This is a genomic window from Dietzia sp. B32, from assembly GCF_024732245.1.
Lineage (GTDB): Bacteria > Actinomycetota > Actinomycetes > Mycobacteriales > Mycobacteriaceae > Dietzia.
In genome coordinates this window covers 773923-791609 of the sequence record NZ_CP093845.1, presented here as the reverse complement: position 1 = coordinate 791609, position 17687 = coordinate 773923, and the positions used below count along the sequence as shown (strand labels likewise).

Annotated in this window: 20 protein-coding genes; 13 read left to right on the top strand and 7 right to left on the bottom strand. The window is 68.1% G+C overall.

Going from position 1 to position 17687, the window contains the following annotated elements; genetic code table 11:
• Nucleotides 1–50 precede the first annotated feature (50 nt).
• Both greA and L8M95_RS03790 read right to left on the bottom strand, forming a co-directional pair.
• Nucleotides 51–548, bottom strand: a complete 498-nt coding sequence (gene greA / locus L8M95_RS03795) for a transcription elongation factor GreA (RefSeq protein WP_260488087.1) — start codon at nucleotides 546–548, stop codon at nucleotides 51–53.
• A 148-nt stretch (nucleotides 549–696) separates the two neighbouring features.
• On the bottom strand, nucleotides 697–1155 hold the full coding sequence (locus L8M95_RS03790; RefSeq protein ID WP_260488086.1) for a DUF4307 domain-containing protein: 459 nt from the start codon (nucleotides 1153–1155) through the stop codon (nucleotides 697–699).
• Between the two features lie 135 nt (nucleotides 1156–1290).
• On the opposite strand from L8M95_RS03790, the gene mca reads away from it, so the two are divergent.
• The gene (gene mca, locus L8M95_RS03785; protein WP_260488084.1) at nucleotides 1291–2214 is read left to right on the top strand and encodes a mycothiol conjugate amidase Mca; all 924 of its coding nucleotides are present in this window, start codon (nucleotides 1291–1293) and stop codon (nucleotides 2212–2214) included.
• Nucleotides 2211–2537 carry a hypothetical protein gene (locus L8M95_RS03780; protein ID WP_260488082.1) on the top strand — a complete coding sequence of 109 codons (327 nt, stop codon included), beginning with the start codon at nucleotides 2211–2213 and terminating at the stop codon, nucleotides 2535–2537. The genes mca and L8M95_RS03780 overlap by 4 nt, the downstream gene beginning before the upstream one ends.
• Before the next feature lie 120 nt (nucleotides 2538–2657).
• Here L8M95_RS03780 and L8M95_RS03775 read toward each other — a convergent pair whose 3' ends face one another.
• On the bottom strand, nucleotides 2658–3368 hold the full coding sequence (locus L8M95_RS03775) for a CE1759 family FMN reductase (RefSeq protein WP_260488081.1): 711 nt from the start codon (nucleotides 3366–3368) through the stop codon (nucleotides 2658–2660).
• Nucleotides 3365–4615 (bottom strand): LLM class flavin-dependent oxidoreductase, encoded by a 1251-nt coding sequence (locus tag L8M95_RS03770; protein ID WP_260488080.1) that lies wholly within the window; start codon nucleotides 4613–4615, stop codon nucleotides 3365–3367. The genes L8M95_RS03775 and L8M95_RS03770 overlap by 4 nt, the downstream gene beginning before the upstream one ends.
• Nucleotides 4616–5546: 931 nt before the next feature.
• Here L8M95_RS03770 and L8M95_RS03765 point away from each other — a divergent pair.
• The 3 genes from L8M95_RS03765 (at nucleotide 5547) to L8M95_RS03755 (ending at nucleotide 8205) form a co-directional block, all read left to right on the top strand.
• Nucleotides 5547–6620, top strand: coding sequence for a 3-deoxy-7-phosphoheptulonate synthase (locus tag L8M95_RS03765; RefSeq protein WP_260488079.1), 1074 nt, complete (start codon nucleotides 5547–5549; stop codon nucleotides 6618–6620).
• A gap of 125 nt (nucleotides 6621–6745) precedes the next feature.
• Nucleotides 6746–7513 (top strand): isoprenyl transferase, encoded by a 768-nt coding sequence (locus L8M95_RS03760; RefSeq protein ID WP_260488077.1) that lies wholly within the window; start codon nucleotides 6746–6748, stop codon nucleotides 7511–7513.
• Nucleotides 7513–8205 (top strand): MOSC domain-containing protein, encoded by a 693-nt coding sequence (locus L8M95_RS03755; RefSeq protein WP_260488075.1) that lies wholly within the window; start codon nucleotides 7513–7515, stop codon nucleotides 8203–8205. The genes L8M95_RS03760 and L8M95_RS03755 overlap by 1 nt, the downstream gene beginning before the upstream one ends.
• 42 nt (nucleotides 8206–8247) lie before the next feature.
• Here the strand turns inward: L8M95_RS03755 and L8M95_RS03750 are convergent, their stop codons facing one another.
• Nucleotides 8248–9723 carry a PH domain-containing protein gene (locus L8M95_RS03750; protein WP_260488073.1) on the bottom strand — a complete coding sequence of 492 codons (1476 nt, stop codon included), beginning with the start codon at nucleotides 9721–9723 and terminating at the stop codon, nucleotides 8248–8250.
• A complete protein-coding gene (locus tag L8M95_RS03745) occupies nucleotides 9720–10100 on the bottom strand; it encodes a PH domain-containing protein (protein ID WP_260488071.1) in 381 nt (126 codons plus the stop codon). Before L8M95_RS03745 ends, L8M95_RS03750 begins: the two co-directional genes overlap by 4 nt.
• A gap of 157 nt (nucleotides 10101–10257) precedes the next feature.
• Between L8M95_RS03745 and L8M95_RS03740 the strand changes: the two genes are divergently transcribed.
• Nucleotides 10258–11358 (top strand): tocopherol cyclase family protein, encoded by a 1101-nt coding sequence (locus tag L8M95_RS03740; protein ID WP_260488069.1) that lies wholly within the window; start codon nucleotides 10258–10260, stop codon nucleotides 11356–11358.
• 98 nt (nucleotides 11359–11456) lie between these two features.
• Here L8M95_RS03740 and L8M95_RS03735 read toward each other — a convergent pair whose 3' ends face one another.
• Nucleotides 11457–11897 carry a nuclear transport factor 2 family protein gene (locus L8M95_RS03735; RefSeq protein ID WP_260489147.1) on the bottom strand — a complete coding sequence of 147 codons (441 nt, stop codon included), beginning with the start codon at nucleotides 11895–11897 and terminating at the stop codon, nucleotides 11457–11459.
• A 315-nt stretch (nucleotides 11898–12212) separates the two neighbouring features.
• Here L8M95_RS03735 and L8M95_RS03730 point away from each other — a divergent pair, with 315 nt between their 5' ends.
• From L8M95_RS03730 to L8M95_RS03700, 7 genes are all read left to right on the top strand, one after another.
• Nucleotides 12213–12602 (top strand): hypothetical protein, encoded by a 390-nt coding sequence (locus tag L8M95_RS03730; protein ID WP_260488067.1) that lies wholly within the window; start codon nucleotides 12213–12215, stop codon nucleotides 12600–12602.
• Entirely contained in the window at nucleotides 12599–13873 is a 1275-nt protein-coding gene (locus L8M95_RS03725) for a cytochrome P450 (protein ID WP_260488065.1), read from the top strand. The genes L8M95_RS03730 and L8M95_RS03725 overlap by 4 nt, the downstream gene beginning before the upstream one ends.
• A gap of 77 nt (nucleotides 13874–13950) precedes the next feature.
• Nucleotides 13951–14316, top strand: coding sequence for an EthD domain-containing protein (locus tag L8M95_RS03720; protein WP_260488064.1), 366 nt, complete (start codon nucleotides 13951–13953; stop codon nucleotides 14314–14316).
• 319 nt (nucleotides 14317–14635) lie between these two features.
• A complete protein-coding gene (locus tag L8M95_RS03715) occupies nucleotides 14636–15106 on the top strand; it encodes a nuclear transport factor 2 family protein (protein ID WP_260488063.1) in 471 nt (156 codons plus the stop codon).
• A 56-nt stretch (nucleotides 15107–15162) separates the two neighbouring features.
• Entirely contained in the window at nucleotides 15163–16422 is a 1260-nt protein-coding gene (locus L8M95_RS03710; RefSeq protein ID WP_260488062.1) for a cytochrome P450, read from the top strand.
• 31 nt (nucleotides 16423–16453) lie between these two features.
• Nucleotides 16454–16645, top strand: a complete 192-nt coding sequence (locus tag L8M95_RS03705) for a ferredoxin (RefSeq protein WP_260488060.1) — start codon at nucleotides 16454–16456, stop codon at nucleotides 16643–16645.
• Between the two features lie 28 nt (nucleotides 16646–16673).
• Nucleotides 16674–17675 (top strand): PDR/VanB family oxidoreductase, encoded by a 1002-nt coding sequence (locus L8M95_RS03700; RefSeq protein WP_260488058.1) that lies wholly within the window; start codon nucleotides 16674–16676, stop codon nucleotides 17673–17675.
• Nucleotides 17676–17687 lie beyond the last annotated feature (12 nt).

Here is a 17687-nt window from a genome sequence, read left to right as displayed (position 1 = left end):
GGCGACCCGACATTCGTGAAGAACCTACCACCGGGTCCGGTCGGGGCCGGTCAGCTCTGGTACGGCTCCGCGGTCACGATGGTGACGGAGACCTTCTTGCCGTTGGGGGCGGTGTACTCGCGGGACTCACCGTTCTTGGCGCCGAGCACGGCCTTGCCCAGCGGGGACTCGGGGGAGTAGATCTCCAGGTCGTCCTTGCCGGAGCCCTCGCCGCGGGTACCGATGAGGAAGGTCTCCTTGGTGTCCTCGTTGCCGTTGTAGTAGGCGCGGACGACGGAGCCGATGAGCGCGACGCCGGACTCGGTGGGCGTCTCGCCGACCTGGGCGTTGGCCAGCAGGTCGTCGATCGTCCGGATGCGGGCCTCTTCCTGGCCTTGCTGCTCACGCGCGGCGTGGTAGCCGGCGTTCTCCTTGAGATCGCCCTCTTCGCGCCGCTCGTTGATCTCGGCGGCGATGACCGGACGGTTAGCGATCAGCGCCTCCTTCTCGGCCATGAGGCGGTCGTACGATTCCTGGGTCAACCAGTGGACCTGGGTGTCGTTCGCCATGAGCGCACTCCAATCTGTTCGCGTGCGTAGATGTAAGAAAAACACGGCCCCGCGTAGATAGGGGCCGTGCTGATGCGCCGATTCTAACACAGGGCCCGCCGCCGGTCGGCCGGCGGAGCTGGACCCGACGACGGTCCCGTCCCTGGCCCTACCGGCGCAGGTAGTCGGGGACGTCGTCGCCACACCCGTAGACGTCGGCGACGAACGCGCGCCCGGTGGTGAAGACGGAGGCGTCGATCTGGATCGTGTTGTTCTCGGACGGCGGGACGTACACCTCGCGCCGGCCGAGCTCGCCCTTCGACTCCTCCTGGGCCCGGACGATGCAGTAGGCGGGCGTGCCGGGCTCCTCCCGGGTGACGGTGAACGACAGATCGACCCGGGTGTCGTCGACGACCTCCACCCCGATCGCCTCGCCGGTGATGTCCGGTGTCTGGTTGAGCCTCCACATGGTGTAGACGCCCGCGACCAGGAGGCCGCCCACGAGCAGTGCGAGCACCACGGCGATGACCTTGCCCATCACGCGCGACCCGCGGTCGGCGTCTCCGTAGCGGTCGGCGGGCGGGCCCACGGGGTGCTGCGACGGGGCGTCCGACCTCGGCTCACTCATGGGAGCCAGGGTATCCGGGTGGCGCGCGGTCAGCGGTCGGGGGTCGTCGCCGGGGCCCGCCGCGGGCACCGCCGACCTCGCCGCCCATAGAATGGTGCGGTCATCCACTACGTGAAGAGAACGGCAGGTGCTCCGATGGCCGGTCTGCGGCTGATGGCGGTCCACGCCCACCCCGACGACGAGTCGTCCAAGGGCTCGGCGACCATGGCCAGGTACGCCGCCGAGGGCGTCCACGTACTGGTGGAGACGTGCACCGGGGGTGAGCGCGGTGACATTCTCAACCCCGCGATGGACCGCCCCGACATCACCGCGGACCTGCCCGCCGTGCGGGTGCGCGAGATGGCGCGCGCCGCCGACATCCTGGGGGTCGACCACCACTGGCTGGGGTACGTGGACTCGGGGTTGCCGGAGGGTGACCCCACGCCGCCCTTGCCGGAGGGGTGCTTCGCACTGGCCGACGACGACGAGGTCACCGAGGCCCTGGTCCGCAGGATCCGTGAGTTCCGCCCGCACGTGATGATCACCTACGACGAGAACGGCGGGTATCCCCACCCGGATCACCTGAAGGTGCACTCGGCGTCGATGGCCGCGTACGAGGCCGCCGCCGACCCCGCCCGGTATCCGGATGCCGGCGAGCCGTGGGCGATCGCGAAGGTCTACTACACCCACGGCTTCCCCAAGAGCCGTCTCCAGTTGCTGGACGAGGAGCTGTTCGCCCGCGACGGCGTCCGCCACTTCGAGGAGTTCCTGTCCCGATGGGGCGACCGCCCGGACATCATGGAGCGGGTCACCACACGGGTGGAGTGCGCGGGCTACTTCGAGCAGCGCAACTCTGCTCTGCTGGCGCACGCCACTCAGATCGACCCGAACGGCTGGTTCTTCGCCGCACCCGTGGAGATGCAACAGCGGGTGTGGCCCACCGAGGAGTTCGAGCTCGCCGCCAGCCGGGTGGGCTTCCCTGAGCTCGGTGAGGGAGAATACGAGACAGACCTGTTCGCGGGAGTCGACCCGTACGTCGCGCTCCCCGTCGGCCCGAGCACGAGTGAGGACGCACGATGATCACCCTGGGACCGGACGTCCAGATCCTGGCGTATCAGTCGGTGATGGTGCTCGCGCAGAACCAGTCGCCCGGTACGCCCGGGTACAACGACAACCCGGTGGGGCCGGAGTTCGGCAAGGCCTCGCCGATCGGCATTCCCGTGATCCTGCTGCTGCTCATCGCCACCGTGCTGCTCATCCGCAACATGAACAAGCACATCAAGAACCTGCCGGAGAGCTTCGACGCCGAGCACCCCGAGCCGGATCAGCTCGCCGACGAGGGCACCGACCGTGGAGCCGTCCCGCCCCTGTCTCAGTCCGACGGGCAGCCCGACCCCCGCTGAGCCCGACATTCCGAATCCAGCACACGATCCGCCCCTCAGATGTCGATCCGCCCTGCGGGTCCCGCGAGCGAATCGACGTCTGAAGGGCGGATCGTGATGGGGCGGGACCTGCCCGCCGGTTCAGCGGCCCAGGAGGTCGCCCATCGGGACGAAGTCGCTGAACTCGTCGTCGTCGGTCTTGCGTCCCCGACCGGAGTCCGCGCGCGTCGGTGCCACCGCGCCGGCGGTGACCCCCGCGAACCTCAGCATGTAATCGGAGAGCTCGGTGCCCACCCGGGCCGTACGGGTGCGCAGTGAGTCCTCCTCCCCGTCGGTGGCGACGGCGCCGAAGTCCTCCGCCGCCGCGAACACGGTGGTGGGGACGATGTCGGCCTTGAGGTAGGCGAACATCGGCCGCAGTGCGTAGTCGACCGCGAGCGAGTGCCGCCCGGTCCCGCCGGTCGCGCCGAGCGCGACCGGCACCCCGGCGAGCGTGCCCGGGTCAATGACGTCGAACAGTGACTTGAACAGGCCCGAGTACGACTGGTTGTAGATCGGCGTCACCGCGATCAGTCCGTCCGCCCGGCCGATCTCGTCGATCGCCGCGGAGAGTTTCTCCCCGGGAAAGCGGGTGAAGGTGGCGTCGACGACCTCGTGCGCCAGTTCGCGCGCCTCGAGGACCGTCACGTCGACCGCCCGGCCGTGGCGTGCGAGGGCGTCCCGGGTCGCGACGGTGAGTTGGTCGGCGAGCATCCGGGTGCTGGAGGGCACGGAGGTTCCGGCGGCGACGACGACGAGGTTAAGCGGTCGCTCGGTAGTGCTACCGGGATGGTCGTGGTGCGTGGTGGTCACTTGGACTCCTTCCCGGCCGGCGCCTCGGCGAGGCGGGCCTGGTTCCGGCGTGCGCGGGCCAGCGACTGCTCCTGGGCGAGCTGCCCGCCCTCGGCGGTGAGGCCCGTCCAGTTGTCACCGGTTCCGAAGCGGTAGGCGTCGGAGTAGGCGGGATCGCCTGCGGCGGCCAGATCGGCGTCGCGGGCGGCGACCCGCGCCGAATGGGTGGGGCCGTCCGGCACGTGGGCCGGGCGCAGGGCGTCGAGCTCGCGGCGGAGGGTCGGCACGATCTCGGTGCCCAGGATCTCGATCTGCTCCAGCACGGTCGTGCGGGGCAGGCCGGCGTGGTCGATGAGGAACAGCTGGCGCTGGTAGTCGCCCACGTGCTCGCGCATGGTCATGTACCGGTCGATGATCTGCTGCGGCGAGCCGACGGTCAGCGGGGTCTGGGCCGTGAAGTCCTCGAGCGACGGGCCGTGGCCGTAGACCGGGGCGTTGTCGAAGTACGGGCGGAACTCGTTGACCGCGTCCTGGCTGTTGGCGCGCGCGAAGAACTGGCCGCCGAGGCCGACGATCGCCTGGTCTGCGGAGCCGTGCCCGTAGTGCTCGTAGCGGCGGCGGTACAGCTCGACCATCTGCTTGGTGTGGTGGATCGGCCAGAAGATGTTGTTGTGGAAGAAGCCGTCACCGTAGAACGCGGCCTGCTCGGCGATCTGCGGCGAGCGGATCGATCCGTGCCACACGAAGGGAGCGACGCCGTCCAGCGGGCGCGGGGTCGAGGTGAACTGCTGGAGCGCCGTGCGGAACTTGCCCTCCCAGTCCACGACGTCCTCGTGCCACAGGCGGTGGAGCAGCTCGTAGTTCTCGATCGCGATCGGCAGCCCCTGCCGGATGTCCTGGCCGAACCACGGGTACACCGGCCCGGTGTTCCCGCGGCCCATCGTCAGGTCGACCCGGCCACCGGACAGGTGCTGCAGCATGGCGTAGTCCTCGGCGATCTTCACCGGGTCGTTGGTGGTGATGAGCGTGGTGGCCGTCGACAGGATGATCTCGGAGGTCCTGCCGGCGACGTAGCCCAGGGTCGTGGTGGGGGAGGACGTCACGAACGGCGGGTTGTGGTGTTCACCCAGCGCGAAGACGTCCAGGCCCACCTGCTCGGCCAGAGTGGCGTACTCGACGATCGACTCCAGCCGCTCGTGCTCGGTGGGTATCCGCCCGCTGGTGGGGTCCGGGGTGATGTCGGCGATGCTGAAGATTCCGAACTGCATGATGATGGCCTCTCGTCTGTTGGTGATCCCATCGTAACTTGCTGACATGTCAAACAAAAGGCCGGGACGCGGTATTCCCCCCTCACATGTCGGGTGCCGCCCGGCCTCGACTCTGAGCGAGTCCGGTGACCCTTTGTCGCGCGGAACGACTTCGGGCCGCGAAGACACCGTCATGGTGAACGGTCGACGAGTCCCCTATGTCCGTAACAGCAGGTTCGAGGCGAAGCGGGCGTCCCGAATGCTCGCAGAGCACGTCGGGTTCCCGGTGCCGGTTATCGGGTTGATAGCGGTCGTGGGCGCGCGACGCGGCTTCACGGTGAAGGCCCAGCCTGCAGACGGTGCGGTTGCTGTTGTCCCGCGACGGGGGATCGGCCGATTCCTCACGACTCAACCGCGTCGCCTGGGCTTGCGCGAGATCGACGCGATCCATGAGGTGGCCCGGCGGTCGACCACCTGGGAACGCTGACGCCCGGTCGGCATCAAGCCGCGCGGGCCGCGGCGTGCCTGGCGGCCCCGGCGTGGACGGATTCGCAGCCGCCCGTGGGGATGGCGTCTCGCCTGCGCATCGGTACACGCCAGACGCCATGGCGGCGGGCGGCTGTGCCCTGGACGATCAGGCGCGCGAGCAAGACGCCAGGCGCGGGAGCGGCTGCGGGGTGACTCCGGCCGGCCCGGGTCCGTCTGCTACGGTGTCAGCCATGTCGAACGCTCGCGCATATTGGCGCTTTATGTGGGCTCCGGGTGGAGCCCGCGCCGCGAGCGCACGCGTCCGCTAGTCGGACGTCTCGACACCCGGAGCCCAGAGGCGGTGACCACCATGGTCGCCGCCTCCCGCCTTTCCAGAGGGCGGGTCCGGGTGCGCGAGTCACAGGGCACCGAAGAGATCACGGCATCCGGCCCGCCACGACCACACCGCCAGGAGTGCACAGCCGTGACCATCACCGCCGAGAATCCCACCCAGACCGCCGACCGGCGCGTCCTGTCCTACTCTCCGCTGCCGACGCCGACCGAGATCCTCGGCGAGCTCCCGCTGGGCGAAGCCCGTGAGGCGTTGGTCGAGCGCAGCCGCGCCGAGGTCGCCGATGTGCTGGCCGGCCGCGACGACCGTCTGATCGTGGTCGTTGGACCCTGCTCCGTCCACGACACCGAGGCCGCGCTCGACTACGCCGCGCGACTCGCGGCGCTGGCCGAGGAGACGGCCGAGGACCTGTTGATCGTCATGCGCGTGTACTTCGAGAAGCCGCGCACGACGGTGGGGTGGAAGGGTCTCATCAACGACCCCGCGCTCGACGGCAGCTACGACATCCCGCGCGGCCTGCGCACCGCCCGCAAGCTGCTGCTCGACGTGCTCGACCTGGGCCTGCCCGTGGGCACCGAGTTCCTCGAGCCCACCAGCCCGCAGTACATCGCCGACGCCGTGTCCTGGGGCGCGATCGGCGCCCGCACCACGGAGAGCCAGGTGCACCGCCAGCTCGTCTCGGGCCTGTCGATGCCTGTGGGCTTCAAGAACGGGACCGACGGCGAGGTCCAGGTCGCGGTGGACGGCTGCCGGTCGTCGGCGGCGCGGCACGTCTTCTTCGGCACCGACGCCGAGGGGCGCGCGGCGGTCGTGGAGACCGCGGGCAACACCGACTGCCACGTGATTCTGCGTGGTGGCACCGCGGGGCCCAACCACGATCCCGAGTCCGTCGCCTCGGCGGTGGCGGCGGTCGGGAAGGTCGGGCTGCCCGGTCTTGTGATGGTGGACGCGAGCCACGCCAACTCGGGCAAGTCGCACGAGCGGCAGGCCGAGGTCGTGGCCGAGCTCGCCGAGCGGATCGGCGCGGGGGAGCCGGGGATCTCCGGGTTGATGATCGAGAGCTTCCTCGAGCCGGGTGCCCAGTCGGTGGAGGCCGACGAACTGGTCTACGGCCAGTCCGTCACGGACGCGTGCATCGGGTGGGACACCACCGCCGACAGCCTGCGCGCGCTCGCCACCGCCGTCCGGCGGGGCCGACGCGGCTGAGCCCCACTGCACCTCGCGGGCCGCTCGCTAACCGCTCGTCGGCCGCTCGCCGGCGGCTCGCCGGCCGGGCCCGGACCGGCGAGGGGCACGACGGGGCAGGCGGCGGCGCGCGGTACCCTTTTCGCGTGGCCGTCTCCTTCCCCCTGTATTCGATCTACGAGGCGCGACTGCGCTCGTCGCTCGAGGGTGCGAAGCTGCCGCGTCACGTCGCGGTGATGTGCGACGGCAATCGCCGGTGGGCCAAGGAGGCGGGGTTCACCGACGTCGCGCACGGTCACCGGGCGGGCGCGGTCAAGATCGCCGAGATGCTGGGGTGGTGTGACGACCTCGGCGTGGACGTGGCCACCATCTACCTGCTCAGCACGGAGAATCTCGGTCGCGATGCCGAGGAACTCGATGAACTGCTGCAGATCATCGCGGACGTGGTGGACGAGATCACCGCCCCGGGCAAGAACTGGGAGGTCCGGATCGTCGGGCGCCTGGAGGTGCTCCCGGACTGGCTGGCCGATCGGCTGCGTCACGCGGAGCGGGTGAGCAGCGGCAGGCCGGGCGTCAAGGTCAACGTGGCGGTGGGGTACGGCGGGCGGCAGGAGATCGCCGACGCCGCCCGCGAGCTGGTCCAGGAACTGATCGACAAGGGCTGCAGCGGGCAGGAGCTGGTCGACGCGATCACCGTCGACGGCATCGGCGAGCACCTCTACACCTCGGGCCAACCCGATCCGGACCTCGTCATCCGCACCTCTGGCGAGCAGCGGCTCTCGGGCTTCCTCCTGTGGCAGAGCGCGTACTCGGAGATCTGGTTCACCGAGGCGTACTGGCCCGCGTTCCGGCGGGTGGATTTCCTCCGGGCGATGCGCGAGTACGGAGCCCGCAACCGCCGGTTCGGACAGTGATGGCCGACGCGGAGGCGACGCGGGCACCGGTCGGGGTGGGCGAGGTGTTCACCGTCCGCGCCGTGTGCGTGGTCGACCACCTGATCGAGGTGCCCGGCCGGGTCGGCGTCACGGCGATCGACAAGCGGCCCGTCGACGGACCCGTCCAGGTGCGCGAGTACGGACTCCACGGTGACGTGCAGGCCGACCGCCAGCACCACGGAGGGATGTGGAAGGCCGTCTACCTGCTGTCGGAGTCCGACGTCGAGCAGTGGGAGCCGGAGTTCGGCGGCCCGATCCCACCCGGGTTCTTCGGTGAGAACCTGCGCGTGACCGGCGTCGACACCTCGCAGTTGCAGATCGGCACCGTGCTGGAGGTGGGCCGCCTGCGCATGGAGGTCACCACCCCGCGGATCCCGTGTCAGACCTTCGGCCACCACGTGGGCAAGCCGCGCTGGGTGCGTCGTTTCACCGAGGGCGGGCGGCCGGGCGCGTACGCGCGGGTCCTCACCGCGGGCCCCGTCGAGGCCGGGGATGAGATCCGGGTGGTCGCCGTGCCCACGCACGGGGTCACGATCGGGCGGGTCTTCGCCGGGGTCGACGACGACGAGGCCCGGCGGCTCCTCGACGAGTACGCGCTGTCCGACCTGGCGCCCAGTCTGGTCCGGAAGCTGGATCCGGCCACCGACGACAGGCCCGTGGACGCGGACTGACCGGGCCTGCGCCCGCGCGGAGTGGCTCGGCCGCGGAATCGCTCAGCTGCGGGGCTCGGCCAGGTGGTCCCACACCGGACCCGCGGTACGCCACAACTCGGGCGCCTGCTCGAGGCCCACGTCGGGTAACCGGAAGGCACCGCCGCCGCCAGCAGCTGTGACGACAAGGGTGGCCAGTCCGGCGCGCCGCTGGAGAGGTGAGCGCCGGATGTTGCAGCCGAGGATCCCCTCGCGCTCGAGGATGTCCGTGCGCCGCAGCAGCGACCCCTTGCGCAGGGCTACCACCCCTCCGGTGACCGCGTGCCCGAGCCCTCGCGCGTTGTCGACGGCGGCCCAGAGCGCCACGGCCGCGCTCGTCGCGAACGCGAGCACGGGGACCCACCAGAGCCACACCCAGATCACCGCCGGCACCAGCCCCACGGCCGTGAGGACGGCGATGACCGCGGTCGCGCGTACGAGTCGGCGGCGGCGAGCGGCGGACGGATGGGCGACGAGACCGGTGGGCACGGGCTCCCCGAGAACCTGCCGGGCGACGCCGGTCGGTACGTCGCGCGGCGCCGCAGGTACGAGCCCGGGGCTCTGCTTCTGCTTGCCGTCCTCGTCCTTGCCGATACCGACGCCCGAGGCGATCACATCGAGCCGTGCGGCGCCCAGAGCGCGGAACCCCGGGGGTTCGTGGAGCGTCACTCCTCGGATACGCCGGCCGTCGAAGGTGGTGTGACGACCCACCACCAGACCGCGCCGCAATTCCAGTGATCCGTCCTCGTGATGGTCGAGTCGTAGGTTCCACCAGTTCTCGATGAACAGGGCCACCGACGCGATCGTCCCCGCCAGGAGGGCGAGCACCAGGACCCCGACAGCGATGACGGGGATCGGCAGGCCGCCGATGCGGTTCCAGATCCATGCCAGCACCTCGGGGACGGCGCCGAACCAGTCGGCGACCTGCAGCACGAGCCCGATCCCCAGGAGGCCGAACAGCGGCGTCATGACGCTGGCGGGGGCGTAGCGGACCCACCGCGGGTCGAGGCGGAGAATCTCGCTGGTGTCGGTGGTGGCCCGTTCGGCGAGCAGGCGTCGACGCAGGTCCTCGGCGGCCACGCGGTCGAGCGCGCCGAGGGTCATACGCGATCCGTCGGTCTCGCCGCTGGCCAGGCGGACCGTGGCGATGCCCAGCCGGCGTTGGACGATGTCCGCGGAGATCTCGACGTTGCGCACCCTGCTAGTGGACAGTGTCGTGGTGGTGCTCGATAGGAAGCTGACGCGGCGCTCGATGCGGTGGGGATCGACCCGGTACCGGGTGACAGCCAGACGGACGGTCTCGCCGACGGCGGCCGCGGCGGTACCGACGAGGGTGCCTCCTACCGTCCAGAGCAGTACCCAGCCGAGGCCGAGGCCGCTGAGCAGCATGCCCAGGGCGACTGGCACCGCCGTGGCGGCTAACGCGGCGGCCGCCACCGTCGTCGTGGCGGGGATCGTTCGGGGGTCCAGGCGTACCCAACCGTCGTCATGGGTGGTCATGTCGCGTCCCGCTGATCGTCCTCGGCGAGGAGGGTGAGTCGGTCGGCCATCTCCTCGGCCTGCATTGCGTCGAGGGCGCTGATGCGCACCGCGCCCTTGGACGAGGCGGTGGTGACCACCACGGTGGCGAGTCCGAACTGTCGTTGGAGCGGGCCGCGGGTCTTGTCGACGGTCTGGACACGCGACAGGGGAGCCGCCCGCCACTCCTCCCAGAACAGCCCACTACGGCTGTAGACAGCGGTGTCGGTGGCCTCCCAGCGGTGGATGGCCCACCGGACCCGCGGGACCACGACAAGCGCGGCGACGGTGAGGACCGCCCACACGGCCGCCGCTGCGAGCAGCCACGGGGTGAGCAGCAGGCCCAGTACGAACAGCACAGGCAGGGGCCAGAGCGTCCACAGCGCGACCTGCGCCGTCCACCATCGTCGGCACCGGGGATCGACGTGATTCCGGGGCGGACGGAGGCCGAGTCGAGTCCCGAGTTGAGTCGCATTCACGGCTCCACCCTAAGCCGATTATGGGACGCTGATCCGCATGGGACTCCTCCGGCGATACCGGGCGACCGGCGCAGACCTGCCCTTCGGCGATCCGCTCCGCGCACACGACGTGGCCATGGAGGGGTACTTCCTCCGCGTCACCGACCGCGAGCGCGGGCGCGTCGTGATCGCCCTCATCGGGGTCAACCGGGGACCCGACGGGCACTGGGCGACGCTCGGGCTCGCCTCCGACGAGGCGCCGATCCCGATCGAGGCCGGTGGGTCGCGCAGGGACGGAGACGGGGGTTCGTCGTCGTCGTCGTTCTCGTCGTCCTCCACGCTGCGCCTCATGGCCGCGCCCGACGGCTGGGCCGACCCGGGCCGGATCGGCGCCCGTTCCGGCGAACTGTTCGAGTACCGACCCGACGGGGTCCGCGTCGACATGGGGGAGGGCGCTCGCCTGCACGTGGACATCACCGACCCGGTGCAGTGGCCGCACCACGCCGTCGGCGGCTCGAGCATCTTCCAGTCCGTCCCCGCGCTCAACCAGTACTGGCATCCCTGGTTGCTCGGCGGTCGCGCTTCCGGGTGGGCCGAGCTCGACGGCGAGCGCTGGGAGTTCGCCGGCGCCGAGGTGTACGGGGAAAAGAACTGGGGCGCCGAGGGTTTCCCCGACTCGTGGTGGTGGGGGCAGGCGCAGGCGTTCTCCGAGCCGAACACGTGCGTGGCGTTCGCCGGCGGGCAGATCCACTCCGGGCCCCTGCGCACCGAGGTGACGGCCGTTGTCGTGCGACTACCCGGCGGGAAGGTGATCCGGCTGGGCAACCCGGTGGTCTCGCCGGTCCGCGCCGGGGTCACCGATGAGCGGTGGGAGTTCGAGGGTCGCGGCTACGGCTGGCAGGTGCGCATCAGCGGGCGTTCGCCCCTGGATCGTGCGCACGTGTTGCCGGTCCCGCTGCCGTCGGAGAAACGGAATTCCGCCGGGTCGATCGAGCACCTCGCTGGAGAGCTCGAGGTGGAGGTGCGACGGCACGGTCGGCTGGTGTGGTCGGACCGGAGCTCTCTGGCCGCCCTCGAGCACGGTGGACTCGACCGGGCCGAGGCCGAGCTGCGGCGGCGGGGTGTTCCGGAGGGCGAGACGGGGGCGCCGCCGGTGTAGTTGTGCACTGAGTGCGCGTTGTCGGGTTGTGCGCAAGAGCAGCAGCTGGATGGAATGGTCCGAGTTGTAGCAGAGCACCTGCGTCTCGCGCGCCCGTCTCAGTCGACACCCTCCATTACGCGCGGGTCTCCGGAGCTCCACGAGACCGTCTGTCGACGATGGACGATTCGCCATCCCTCAGTGCGGCGCTCGACGCGGTCGTCGTAGCCTCCCGCGACGGTGAAGAGGGCGAGGTCTCCGTCGATGATCCGGACGTGCTGGGCGTGGAAGTAGTACGACACGGAATGGAACTCGGCTCCGAACTCCACGAGAGGGGAGCCGACGAGGTGCTGGCTCCCCTCCAGCGGGGCCAGTGCCCGGGCGCAGACTCGCCCGATCGCTTCGGGGCCGGTCGCTGAAGGGAGCCCGGCGAACTCCATCACCGCGTCCTCGGAGAAGACCATCGCAAGTTGAGCCCAGTCGCGGCGATCCAGCGCATGGGCGTACCGGGATCCGAGCGTGAAGATCTCCCACCGATCGGTTTCGGATAGCTGAGCCATGGTCAAGCCTTGCCGGATGCGGTCAGGGCGGCGGAGTGCCCGTGGGTGATCTGGACTATGGCGTCGGAGGGTGATTCTGGGCTCATGAGGGGTCCTCTCGGAGGTGCGTTCAGGCGCGGTAGGACCTGAACTGAAGTTGCGCCGAACCGTAGTGGTGGAGGCGGCACCGTGTAGACAACTTGAGCAAATCGACGACAATTGCGCCTTGACCTGCGTGTTCTTCGCCCAAGGCTAGTGCGGGCTCCGTCGTTGACAGTGTGCTGTTCGTCACATATGGTCCAGAAGCGAGTTCAATTCATTCGAAGGGATGCCGATATGGCGGACAGTAGCAACGAGGTTCGAGCCACCTCGGAAATGAAGATCCACGACGACGTCACGATCGACGATCTCCGGGCGATACTCGCCGAGGTGAGCGCCAGCTCCTCGGCCGAGGGGGAGCACATTCGCGGCCACAACTTCTACCTGGATGAGGAGGCTCGGATCCTCTTCGCCCACGAGCACTATGCGGACGCCGACGCGATGCTTCGGCACCTCAAGGAGATGGATCAGGACAAGATCGGGCAGCTCATGTCGACCGTCGATGTGCTGGATCTGCGGATCTACGGCCCCATGAACGACGAGCTTCACGGTCTACTGGAGGGCTTCGGAAGCGTCAGGACCTTCGACTTCGTCAGTGGTTTCACGCACATCGGAGGCGTCAGGTGACCACCAGCTACGAGTACGAGAAATTCTTCGGGTTAGACGCCGAGCAACTCAAGTGCCCGCACACCGCCTTCGACGAGGTGCGCTCGGAATGCCCGGTCTCTCGCAGTGACGCCCTGGGGTTCTGGGTTGTGGCCGACCACGAGAACGCACAGAAGGTCTTCAAAGATGCCTCGGTGTTCTCGACAAAGAAGATGCTGGGGGAGCAGGTCTCCGATGAGTGGCAGCGGATGGTCGAGATGGCTGCCAAACGTCCCGGGGCCAAGAAGGAACTGGGTGACGACTACGGGTCGAGTGACCGGAAGGTCCTGCTCTTCGCCGACCCGCCTGAGCACGGTCGCCATCGCCGGCTGATCATGGGCGCGCTCACGCCGAACGCGCTCAAGTCCTGGGCTCCGCGCATCGAGGAGACCGCGGACATCTTCGTCGACGGAGTCGATGCCGGCGAGGAGGTCGAGTTTGTCGATGACTTCGCCAACAAGTACACAATGACTGTCATCGCCGACATCCTCGGATTCCCGCGGGACATGGTCCCTCAGATGCTCGACTGGACCGAGGGGTTCAACTCAATGGTCGGTAACCCTGACCAGACCGACGAGCAGATCGAGGCGCTCGTCGATACCAGGTACGGATTCGACGCCTACTGCAACAAACAGATCGATGACAGGGAGGTGAACCCGACCGAAGACCTCATCTCGAGGATCGTGAAACTCAATACCGCCAGCGAGAGCCCGCTCAACCGGGACGACTTGTTCCAAGTGCTCCAGCTGACGATGGTCGGTGGCAGCGAGACCTCGGCTACCGCCCTGTCGAAGATGGTCGAGTACCTCGGCCGCCATCCTGAGATGTGGGCCGAACTGAAGGCGGACACCGAACGGATTCCGCAGTTCATGGAGGAGATGCTGCGCATGTTCTCCCCGGTCCAGGGGTCGTTCCGAGCTGTCACCGAGGACATCGAACTCGGCGGACAGCAGCTCAGGGCCGGCGACATGCTCTGGGTAGGTATGGGTACCTCGAACCGCGACCCGAAGGTTTTCGAGGACCCCGACCGCATGGACATTGACCGGAAGCAGCTCGCGGCCAGTCACGTCGCGTTCGGCGGCGGGCCGCATGTCTGCCCCGGTACGTCGCTGACCCGCATGGAGCTGAGAATGGTGCTGGAGAAGATCATCACCCGGTTCTCCGGCGTCGAACTGGTGGACCCGGATCCGGCCGCCAAGAAGAGTTTCAACTTCTACGGGCCCGCCGCGCTCCCGGTGCGGTTCGTCGCCTAGCCCGGCGCCAGTATCACCCCCAGACCCTAAGCCCGGCAGGTCAGTCGCTGCCGGCGTAAATCCGAAAGGACCGGAAAATGGCCCACATCGAGAATCAGCCCACGTATCTCTTCGCGCTTTACCGGTGGGCGGGTACCTCCCCCGAGGAGTTCCGTGACCATTACCTGAGCAAGCACGCCGACATAGGAAAGTCCATTCCGGGCGTGGCCTGGTGGCACACCTTCCTCAATAACAACTCGATGGTGAACTGGGGGCTCCCGGAAGGGGCCCCCAAGCCGGATGCGTTCTCGATCATGGCGTTTGAGTCGCAGGAGGCGCTGGCCAAGGCACCTGAGAGTGAGGGGTGGGCGGCCGCCAACGGCGACAACACCGGCTTCGTCCAGCACATCGATGTGTACGACGTGTCGCGAGTCCAGCTGGTAGCTGAGGAGGGCCGCGAGTAGGGCCTTGTCCGACGACGAGGCAGAACGGGCCCGGGGGCACCCCCCGGGCCCGTTCTGCTTGCCTGGAAGGCGCCTCGGAGCGCTCCGAGGTTCCCACTTGAATGGACGCTTGTCCTCTTGGGTGTCGCATCAGCAAATTTCCGGGCCTACCAGCAAGGACCATTGGCAACATTCGGAAATAGCTCTGACCTGCGAACTTGTTCGCTGTGCGAACAAGCGAGGACTTCCAAGTATTTAGTCAATATGTCTTGCATCACAGTGTGGCGGAGGTTACAGTCGCCCTAAGTGAATTCAACTCGGATGTACGGAGGGGTACGACATGTCAGACGATCGACGAGGCAAGAACTTGGACCTGGTGCAGGCGTACACGGATGCGCTCAACAAGTGGGACATCGACACCATGCGGGACCTGTCAACCGAGGACGTCGTCTTTGAACTCCCGTTCCGTCCGCCGACGTTCGAGCGCGAGACTGTGGGTCGCGACGCGTACATGGAGGTTCTCGCCCAGGCTCGGGACCACATGATCGACGGTTCAGAGAACCTGCACGACATGCAGATGGACACCCTCGCTTCGGACCCGGACGTCGTGATCGCCACCTACAAGAGCGACATGAAGCTCCGCAGCGGTGTGCAGTACACGAACGAGTACATCTCGCGCTTTGTCTGCCGCGACGGCAAGATCGCTCGATTCGTCGAGTACTACGACTCGATCATCCTGTTCCGTGCACTCGGCGGAACCCTGCAGGAGGCGGAGGAGTCGGAGCTCCTGCCCGAGGGGCTCAGGTCCTGACAACCCGGCGAGCCGCCGACACCCTCATCCCCTCAAGCCCCAAGGAGAACACCAAAATGGGTAAGGAACTGCCCGATCCGAACACTGTCGTCGCCGACCAGCCGAAGTGCCCGTTCGTCGACATGTGGTCCGAGGAGTACAACGAGAAGAACCTGGAGCTCCTCAAGCATCTCCGCGAGGAGCATGATCTCGCCTTCCACAAGCAGGGCAACACCACCGTCCCGCTCGTGACCCGCTACAAGGACCTGTGGAAGATCCATCGTGATTGGAGGACCTTCCAGTCCGGTCGCGCCGCCTCACATCTGGCCGACCGTCGGTACGACGACCCGAATGATGACCCCACCTTCGTCCCGCTCGACACCGACCCGCCGGTCCACAGCGAGTGGCGCAAGATCCTCGAGCCGCTGATGACGCTCAACAAGATGGAAGCGCACGCCGAGCTGATCGAGAGCATCGCGGACGACCTGCTCACGGGACTCGAGGGGCGCACCACCTTCAATGTCATGGACGAGTTCGTCCGCCCCTTGCAGGCACGGGCGATCTTCGCCGTGATCCTGGGCGTGCCCGCCGACAGCGACCGCATCATCCAATTCTCTGAGTGGGCGCAAGATGCGCTGATCGTTCCCGAGCGGGCGGTCGAGGCCTTCGGGAAGCTCACCGAAGCGCTCAACGAGATCCTCCAGGAACGGCGGACCAACCCGCGCGACGATGACGACATCGTGACCGTACTGTCCAACTGCAGGCCCGGCGGCGAGGTCCCGGACGACGGCGATCTCCTCAAGATCATGATTGCGCTCACCCTGGGCGGACTCGAGTCCACCGGAACCGTGTTGAGCGGCACGATCCACCACATGGCCACGCATCCCGACGACCTCAAGGAGCTCCAGGACGACATGTCCCTACTCGATGAGGCGATCGAGGAGGCTCTGCGTCTGTTCGTCAACGTGACGCTCACCCAGCGGACCGTCACCAAGGAAACGACACTCAACGGCTACGACCTCAAGCCCGGGGACAAGATCTGGAACCTCCCGGGTTCGGCCAACCGCGACGAGTCGGTGTTCCCCGATGCTGACACCTGGGACGTGCACCGCGAGAACAAGCGCCACGTCTCGTTCGGGGCCGGCATCCATCGCTGCCTGGGGTCGAACCTCGCCCGGATCTTCCTGCGGGTGGCCTTCACCGCGGTTCTCACCCGCATGCCGGGCATCGCACTCGTCCCGGACCAGGAGATCCACACCCACTCCATGCCGACGCGCGGACTCACCGAGTTCGAGGTATCGGTCGACGAGATCATCCCTGCCGCGTCGGCTCGCTGAGGCCCACGCCGGAAACCCGAAAGGACACAGCATGAAGGTCAAGATCGACTACGAGTTCTGCGTGGGCCACGCCCGCTGCTACACCCTCGAGCCGGACTACATCGCCGAGGACGAGCGCGGCCGCGGCGTGGTGCGCGAGGACGCCCCGGAGATGTCTCCCGAGACGGCGCGCCGACTCGTCAGGGCGTGCCCGGAAGCCGCGATCTCGATCGTGCGCGAGTAACTGAGTTAGACGACTAGGTGAGTTAGAGATGACCATGGTTCAGGAACCACTGCACGACCCGCTCGTCGATACCGGCGATCTCCCCGAGGGCGACGCCTCGCTCCTCGCTGTGATCGCCGGTCGGCGAGAGTGCGCCGACGGAGTCGTCGAACTCGTCCTCGAGTCCGCCGCCGGCCTCGATCTCCCCGCCTGGAAGCCCGGCGCGCACGTCGACCTGGTCCTCGACGACGACCTCATCCGGCAGTACTCCCTGTGCGGTGATCCCGCGGACCGGAGGTCGTACCGGGTCGCAGTCCTCCTCGAGCCGGAAGGCAAGGGCGGGTCTCGACGGATCCACGAGTCACTCGAACCCGGATCGAAGGTCGAGGTGAGGGGCCCGCGGAACCACTTTCCGCTCCACGAATCACCTCGGTACCTCTTCATCGCCGGTGGCATCGGGATCACCCCGATACTGACGATGGTGCGGGCCGCCGAGCAGGCTGGCGCTGACTGGCGACTGGTCTACGGCGGTCGGTCAGAGGCGTCGATGGCGTACGTCGACGAGCTCAGGGCGCTGGGCGACCGGGTGACCTTCTGGCCGGCGGATCGCAACGGCCTGATCGACCTTGAGGCTGTGCTCGGGACGCCGACGGAGGAGACCCTCGTCTACAGCTGTGGCCCCGAACCTCTGCTGGCAGCTGTGGAGGAGCAGTGCATGTCCTGGCCCCGGGGCACGTTGAATCTCGAGCGGTTCTCGGCGGTGGAGGTCGACACGTCGGCCGACACCGGGTTCGAGGTCGTGCTCGAGCAGACCGGGATCACGCTTCACGTGGGGGAGGACCAGACGATCCTCGAGGTGGTGACGGAGGCCGACGTCTACGTGCCGACGTCCTGCACCGAGGGGACGTGTGGGTCCTGTGAGACCCCGATCCTGGAGGGCACCGCCGAGCACCGGGACGTCGTTCTGTCCCCGGAGGAGCAGGCGGCGCAGGAGACCATGATGATCTGCGTCTCGCGCGCGTCCTGTCCCCGCCTCGTACTGGACCTCTAGCCCCCGCCCTGG

Bases quoted from the DNA above. Each gene is read 5' to 3' on its own strand.
- greA (WP_260488087.1), bottom strand. From the start codon at position 548: ATGGCGAACGACACCCAGGTCCACTGGTTGACCCAGGAATCGTACGAC.
- L8M95_RS03790 (WP_260488086.1), bottom strand. From the start codon at position 1,155: ATGAGTGAGCCGAGGTCGGACGCCCCGTCGCAGCACCCCGTGGGCCCG.
- mca (WP_260488084.1), top strand. From the start codon at position 1,291: ATGGCCGGTCTGCGGCTGATGGCGGTCCACGCCCACCCCGACGACGAG.
- L8M95_RS03780 (WP_260488082.1), top strand. From the start codon at position 2,211: ATGATCACCCTGGGACCGGACGTCCAGATCCTGGCGTATCAGTCGGTG.
- L8M95_RS03770 (WP_260488080.1), bottom strand. From the start codon at position 4,615: ATGCAGTTCGGAATCTTCAGCATCGCCGACATCACCCCGGACCCCACC.
- L8M95_RS03755 (WP_260488075.1), top strand. From the start codon at position 7,513: ATGGCCGACGCGGAGGCGACGCGGGCACCGGTCGGGGTGGGCGAGGTG.
- L8M95_RS03750 (WP_260488073.1), bottom strand. From the start codon at position 9,723: ATGACCACCCATGACGACGGTTGGGTACGCCTGGACCCCCGAACGATC.
- L8M95_RS03740 (WP_260488069.1), top strand. From the start codon at position 10,258: ATGGGACTCCTCCGGCGATACCGGGCGACCGGCGCAGACCTGCCCTTC.
- L8M95_RS03735 (WP_260489147.1), bottom strand. From the start codon at position 11,897: ATGGCTCAGCTATCCGAAACCGATCGGTGGGAGATCTTCACGCTCGGA.
- L8M95_RS03730 (WP_260488067.1), top strand. From the start codon at position 12,213: ATGGCGGACAGTAGCAACGAGGTTCGAGCCACCTCGGAAATGAAGATC.
- L8M95_RS03720 (WP_260488064.1), top strand. From the start codon at position 13,951: ATGGCCCACATCGAGAATCAGCCCACGTATCTCTTCGCGCTTTACCGG.
- L8M95_RS03715 (WP_260488063.1), top strand. From the start codon at position 14,636: ATGTCAGACGATCGACGAGGCAAGAACTTGGACCTGGTGCAGGCGTAC.
- L8M95_RS03710 (WP_260488062.1), top strand. From the start codon at position 15,163: ATGGGTAAGGAACTGCCCGATCCGAACACTGTCGTCGCCGACCAGCCG.
- L8M95_RS03705 (WP_260488060.1), top strand. From the start codon at position 16,454: ATGAAGGTCAAGATCGACTACGAGTTCTGCGTGGGCCACGCCCGCTGC.
- L8M95_RS03700 (WP_260488058.1), top strand. From the start codon at position 16,674: ATGACCATGGTTCAGGAACCACTGCACGACCCGCTCGTCGATACCGGC.